The organism is Segeticoccus rhizosphaerae, assembly GCF_009192725.1.
Lineage (GTDB): Bacteria > Actinomycetota > Actinomycetes > Actinomycetales > Dermatophilaceae > Segeticoccus > Segeticoccus rhizosphaerae.
The window spans coordinates 1-3,957 of record NZ_VOHR01000333.1 but is presented as its reverse complement, the minus strand read 5'-3'; the positions used below and the strand labels follow the sequence as shown (position 1 = coordinate 3,957).

3 protein-coding genes are annotated in these 3,957 nt (G+C 70.4%); 1 reads left to right on the top strand and 2 read right to left on the bottom strand.

All coding sequences use genetic code 11. From position 1 onward, the window contains the following. Positions 1–1,011: YeiH family protein (locus tag FRW57_RS18465; RefSeq protein ID WP_338055383.1), on the top strand; the 1,011-nt coding region annotated here is incomplete at its 5' end. 61 nt (positions 1,012–1,072) lie between these two features. On the opposite strand, the gene trmB is transcribed toward FRW57_RS18465, so the two are convergent. Beyond that, a complete protein-coding gene (trmB, locus tag FRW57_RS18460) occupies positions 1,073–1,831 on the bottom strand; it encodes a tRNA (guanosine(46)-N7)-methyltransferase TrmB (RefSeq protein WP_137121649.1) in 759 nt (252 codons plus the stop codon). Positions 1,832–1,836: 5 nt separating this feature from the next. After that, complete coding sequence (lepA, locus tag FRW57_RS18455; RefSeq protein ID WP_137121648.1) at positions 1,837–3,696, bottom strand: translation elongation factor 4; 1,860 nt, start codon at positions 3,694–3,696, stop codon at positions 1,837–1,839. Positions 3,697–3,957 lie beyond the last annotated feature (261 nt).

Below are 3,957 nucleotides of genomic sequence, written 5' to 3'. Positions count from 1 at the left end.
GGCCGCGACCACACCCCCGCGATCTGGGCCGGGCTGGCAGTCGCGTTGGCGATCGGGCTGGTGGCCACCGGCCTCGGCCGGCTGGCTCCGCTCGTCGGCGGACCCGTGTCCGGCATCCTGCTGGGCGTCGGTGTCCGGCGACTGATGGGCGACCGCCCTGCCCTCGCCCCCGGCGTCTCGTTCTCCGCCAAGGTGGTGCTCCAGGCGGCCGTGGTGCTGCTCGGCGCCGGGCTGTCGCTGCGTCAGGTGGCCCACACGGGAGCCAGCGCGCTCCCGGTCATGGTCGGCACGCTGACGGTGGCGCTGGTCGGCACCGCCCTGGTCGGCCGGTGGCTCGGCATCGGCCGGGAGACCCGCACCCTGATCGGCGTGGGGACCGGCATCTGCGGTGCGTCGGCCATCGCGACGGTCAGCGCCGTGATCGGGGCCTCGGAGGTCGCGATCGCGTTCTCCATCACCACGATCTTCATCTTCAACATCCTCGCGGCCGTCCTCTTCCCGGTGCTCGGCCACCTGATGGGTCTGTCGCAGAGCGCCTTCGGTCTCTGGGCCGGCACGGCCGTCAACGACACCTCGTCAGTGGTCGCGGCGGCCACGGTCTATGGTGCCGCGGCCACGTCATACGCCGTCATCGTGAAGCTCACCCGCACCCTGATGATCATCCCGATCTCCATCGGTCTGGCGATCGGCAACCACCGCCGGGCCCGGGCCGCGCCCTCCGGCCAGACCTCGACCGGCCTGCCGTGGCGGCGGCTGGTGCCGCCCTTCCTGGTCCTGTTCATGGTGGCCGCCGCGGTGAACAGCCTCGGGGTCGTCCCGGCGGGGTGGCACCCGTCCATCTCCTGGACGGCGACCTTCTGCACCACGGTGGCGCTCAGCGGCGTGGGCCTCTCCACGCCCCTCGGCGCCATGCGGCAGGCGGGCTGGCGTCCGCTCGCCCTGGGCGCGATCCTGTGGGTCGCGGTCGCCACGAGCAGCCTCGGGCTGCAGGCCCTCACCGGCCAGCTCTGAGCCGCCCGTGCGCCGTTCGGACCGGGGGCGAGGCGACAGGATCCTGTCGTCCTCCCCACGTTCATTCGCTACGGCGGTGGGCGGTGAGGTCGCGCACCGTCCGTCCGGCGTCGGTGCCCTTGCGTTCGAACTTGGTCACCGGCCGCCCCTCGAAGCGCGGGGCGAAGCCCGCCTCCGGGTCGTCACGGTCGCACCGGCCGCCATGCGGATTGTCCAGGACCGGACAGGCTCGTATGACGTCACGCATCCGCAGCGCATAGGGCGCCCAGTCGGTGGCGAGCCGCCAGGCGCCGCCCGGGCGCAGAGACCGCCCGACGACCAGGGCGAAGGAGTCGTCGACCAGACGACGCTTGTGGTGCTTGGACTTCGGCCACGGGTCGGGGAAGAACGTCCACACCTGCGAGAGGGTGCCGGGCTCGACCCAGTGCTCGAGGACGTCGACGCCGTCACCACGCACCATCCGCACGTTGGTCAGCCCCTCGCGCAGGAGGGCAGCGAGCGTCCGGGCGTTGCCGGGTCGGTAGACCTCGACGCCGAGGAAGTCCATCTCCGGGTGGCTCTGCGCCGCGTGGATGAGCGACTCCCCCACGCCCGAGCCGATCTCCACGACCAGAGGTGCGATGCGACCGAAGGCGGCGACCGGGTCCAACCGAGAGCCCGGCGCGATCGACGTGCTGGTCTCCCCCCGTGGCGGCTCCAGCATGAAGGCGCGGCCGGCCTGCTCGGAGGCATGGTCGCGGCGGCGCAGGGCGCGCCCGTCGGTGCGGGCGAAGGAGACGACCCGGCGCTGCACTCCCTCGGCCGAACGCGGCTGCGGCACGCGAGCTACTTCTTGGACTTGTCGGACGTGGGGTCGTTGGACAGAGCGGCGATGAAGGCCTCCTGCGGCACCTCGACCCGCCCGACCATCTTCATCCGCTTCTTGCCCTCCTTCTGCTTCTCGAGCAGCTTGCGCTTGCGGCTGATGTCCCCCCCGTAGCACTTGGCCAGCACGTCCTTGCGGATGGCCCGGATGTTCTCCCGCGCGATGATCCGGGCTCCGATGGCGGCCTGGATCGGCACCTCGAACTGCTGCCGCGGGATGAGCTCGCGCAGCTTGCCTGCCATCATCACGCCGTAGCCGTAGGCCTTGTCGCGGTGCACGATCGTGCTGAACGCGTCGACCTGCTCCCCCTGGAGCAGGATGTCGACCTTCACCAGGTCCGCGGTCTGGTCACCGTCGGGTTCGTAGTCGAGAGAGGCGTATCCGCGAGTGCGCGACTTCAGCTGGTCGAAGAAGTCGAAGACGATCTCGGCCAGCGGCAGGGTGTAGCGCATCTCGACGCGGTCCTCGGACAGGTAGTCCATGCCGCGGAGGGTGCCGCGGCGCTGCTGGCACAGCTCCATGATCGCGCCGATGAACTCGCTCGGTGCGAGCAACGTCGCGCGGACCACCGGTTCGCTGATCGAAGCGATCTTCGCGTCCGGGAACTCGCTCGGGTTGGTGACGACCACGGTCCGCCCGTCATCGAGGGTGACCTCGTAGACCACGCTCGGCAGCGTCGAGATCAGGTCGAGGTCGAACTCGCGCTCGAGCCGCTCGCGGACGATCTCGAGGTGCAGCAGCCCGAGGAAGCCGATGCGGAACCCGAACCCGAGTGCCGTCGACGTCTCGGGCTCATAGACCAGGGCCGCGTCGTTGAGCTTGAGCTTGTCGAGGGCGTCGCGCAGGATCGGGTAGTCGGAGCCGTCGATCGGGAACAGCCCGGAGAACACCATCGGCTTGGGGTCGCGGTAACCACCGAGTGACTCCTTCGCCGGCTTCGAGGCGCCCGTGACGGTGTCGCCCACCCGGGACTGGCGCACGTCCTTGACCCCGGTGATGAGGTAGCCGACCTCACCGACCCCCAGCCCCTGCGACGGCGTGGGTTCGGGTGAGCTGACACCGATCTCGAGCAGCTCGTGGGTCGCCCGGGTGGACATCATGACGATCTTCTCGCGCGGGTTGAGCGACCCGTCGACAACCCGCACATAGGTGACGACGCCACGGTAGGTGTCGTAGACCGAGTCGAAGATCATTGCCCGCGCGGGCGCGTCCGCGTCCCCGCGGGGCGGCGGCACCTGAGTGACGATCTGGTCCAGCAGCGGCTCGACGCCCACGCCGGTCTTGCCGGAGACCAGCAGCACCTCCTCGGGCTCGCAGCCGATCAGCCCGGCCAGCTCCTCGGCATACTTCTCCGGTTGCGCGGCCGGCAGGTCGATCTTGTTGAGCACCGGGATGATGGTGAGGTCGTTCTCCATCGCGAGGTAGAGGTTGGCCAGCGTCTGCGCCTCGATGCCCTGGGCCGCGTCGACGAGCAGGATCGCCCCCTCGCACGCGGCGAGCGAGCGCGACACCTCGTAGGTGAAGTCGACGTGCCCGGGGGTGTCGATCATGTTCAACGCGTAGGTCGTGGGGGTCCCCGTCGAGCCCTCGACCGCCCACGGCATACGGACTGCCTGGGACTTGATGGTGATGCCGCGTTCGCGTTCGATGTCCATCCGGTCGAGGTACTGCGCCCGCATGGCCCGCTGCTCCACGACCCCGGTGATCTGCAGCATCCGGTCGGCCAGTGTCGACTTGCCGTGGTCGATGTGGGCGATGATGCAGAAGTTCCGGATCAGATCCGGTGGCGTCGCGGCGGGCTGCAGCGCGGTGCGGGCCATGGGTGACACTGGTGGGCTACCTCGTCGGTCTCGGGGTCGGTGCGCTCAGTGTCCCACGTTCGGGCCCCTCGGCACGCATCCGCACCGCGTGCCGGAGGGCCCGTATGCCGTGTGCTCACGCCGGCTGCGCGGGCGGGCTAGGTTCGGGGCATGACACCCACGACAGGGATCGGCCGGCTGCGCCAGGAGGCCGTCTACCGGGCCGGCGTCAGCGGTGCGCGCCCCGCCGTGCCCACCGACTGGGGACGGCTCGAGGCCGCG